1 pseudogene is annotated in these 2,518 nt (G+C 45.1%); it reads right to left on the bottom strand.

Features of this window, described 5'->3' with window-relative positions:
* A pseudogene (locus AZ66_RS28525) lies at positions 1-2,518 on the bottom strand (polymorphic toxin-type HINT domain-containing protein); the annotation flags it as partial.

Raw genomic sequence — 2,518 nt, forward strand, 5'->3', positions numbered from 1 at the left:
CCACGGCTTGACCAGACGGTTTGATTTCTTCTTTGGTTATCAAACGATCCATCACATCGTACGTCTCGCGTATTCCATTATTGGCTCCGTCGTAAGTCGTCTTCGTGTTGTCGGCATCGTCGTATACGATTCTGTTTTGACCATAGATGAAGTTTTCGTTCGTTACGCGTCCCCAAGCATCATATTCATATTGAATCCAATTGCCGTCAAAGGTGCCTTTTCGCGTCATATGACCATAGCGATCATATGTATGATTGGCTACCCCACCACGTCCATTTGTTTCTTTGATTAGATTCCCCAATGGATCGAACCACTTTTCAATTTGCGGTCTGTTCGGGTGCGTAATCGTAATTTTGTTTGCTGCATCATCGTAAACTACGGCGGTCTGTGTGCCGTCCGCATAGATTTCCGCAGTCATCCGTCCCAGCTTATCATGCGTATACTTCGTTTCATTTCCGTTTCCATCAATGTATTTCGTTGGATCTCCTGTCGATGTGTTATACTCCATTCGGGATACGATGCTGTCCGGTGCTCCGTCGACATTCGTAACATTCACCGATTGCTTGTTCAAAAACATCGTTCGAAACTCAGGGCTAAACTCTTGCTGGATAACCGTATCCCGAGGCTCTCCCTTGATGCGTATCGTGATCGGATTCCCCATGGGATCATATTCATAATTCAACTGCTGCACGATCGTTCCTTGTTCGTTTTTAGATTGCACTTGCAGCAGTCCGCCAGTACTTCGATCATATTGGTATTCGGAATGCAGGTTCTTGCTTTGCCCTGTAGGCACAACGCTGCGGATAAGCCCCTTCTGCTTATTCGGAGATCCCAGCTCCCCATACTCATAACTGCTTGTGGCGCCTAACGGGTTCTTTTCAGAAACGATATACCCCCAATTTTTCCCATCATACGTTCTAGTCGTAATTCGAGGTGCCGAGTTTCGCCCATCGCTGCTTCGAACCTCCTCAATTCGAATTGGGTTCGGGTTTTTCATTCCTCTGTCATATTCATATTTGACCTTTCGTCCTTCATTCCCGCTATCTGTACGCGTCCTCGTTTCTTCCAAGTATAGACTCGATGGGGCATCACTCCCATTATATCGTTTGTCATACACATAGGTCGTTGTTTTCAGACCGTCCGTTACATCCACCGAGAAAGAGTTATCTTTGAACTCCTTCCCTACATCACCGTTATTGAACGTGAAAATCAACTCATTTTGATGCGTTCCAGAGGTCGAACTATAGGAGTCCCTACGCGTTTTATAGCGAATCGTTTCCTCTTCCGCATACTCCCCGATTTTGCGGAATACCGTAGTATCGAATGCAAACCGGGTAATCGCTTTTGTTGGATGCTCAATTAGGCTTAAGGCGATGGTATCGTTTCTCCCCCATTTGAGTCTCATTAAATCGAATTGTCTATTTTTGTAGTAATCTTTATGATCCCTGGCAAAGTTGAAAAAAAGGTCTTTCCATACACTGTAATTGTACTTGGTAGATCGCCCCATCGGATCGATGACTTCAGTCAGTAGATCTTGTTCTAGGACGGATTCTCCGTTAATAGAGATCACTCTTTGCTTTTTATAGACAACTTTCCGACCTCCGCTTTCCACGACAATTGTATTATCGGGATTATACGTAAAAAGCATAGCATTGGCACCGGTTCTTGAACTGTTTGACGTCACTACTGTACCTAGTTCTGTACCGTAATAGATGAATTGAATATAATTCCCGTCTTTATCCTTTATTAGAATTAAGTCGCCAACGGCATTAAAATATTGCCGTACCCCTGTTTTATAATTGGCAAGCTCATACGCAGCCTTTTCACTTCCTATTTTTACATTCTCTGACTCGGAAAAGTTTAGATCATGAAAAGGATACCCTACTATATTAGATCCATCTATTCGATAAGTGCCTAAGCCGGAAATATAAAGGTACATCTGTCCGTCTACTCTTTTGAAATAGGAAATATCCCAAATCCACCCTTTTCCGAGCTTGAACCTGCCTTCTTCATCGGTTGATTGTTTCGTGACATTCTCCTTATAACTTTCGGGGTTGAAAGTAATATCGTTCTTGGCTCGAGAGCTGTCGTATACGCGTCGCAGCGCAAAGTCTAAACCGTTAGCTCCGGGCATGACCAGATCCGTTGCCTCCACGCGTAAGGAAGCGTCTACGGTCGAAATATGGTCGCTATCCGAACCGACCGCATACGGAGCTTGATCCAAGCGAATCGGTGTGCGCTGCAGCGCAACCTTGTCGTATGGACTATCGTCGCTCAGTGATCTCTTCGCTCGACGCTGGGTATTGTATACTAGATCGGTTACCGATAAAGGATCTTCTCCTCCATAAACCTGATCCGTCACAGAGATGGGGCCATATACGGCAGCAGTTACACTTGCATTATGGGCATGTAGGGGATCCATAACTAGCGTGGGGTACTGCTGTTCCATAAACTGCTCATACGATCCGCCCTTCTGCTGAAGAAGCAGCCCTTGATAAATATGATGAAGCTGGTAGCC

The organism is Paenibacillus sp. E194 (assembly GCF_000935845.1).
Classification (GTDB): domain Bacteria; phylum Bacillota; class Bacilli; order Paenibacillales; family Paenibacillaceae; genus Paenibacillus_B; species Paenibacillus_B alvei_B.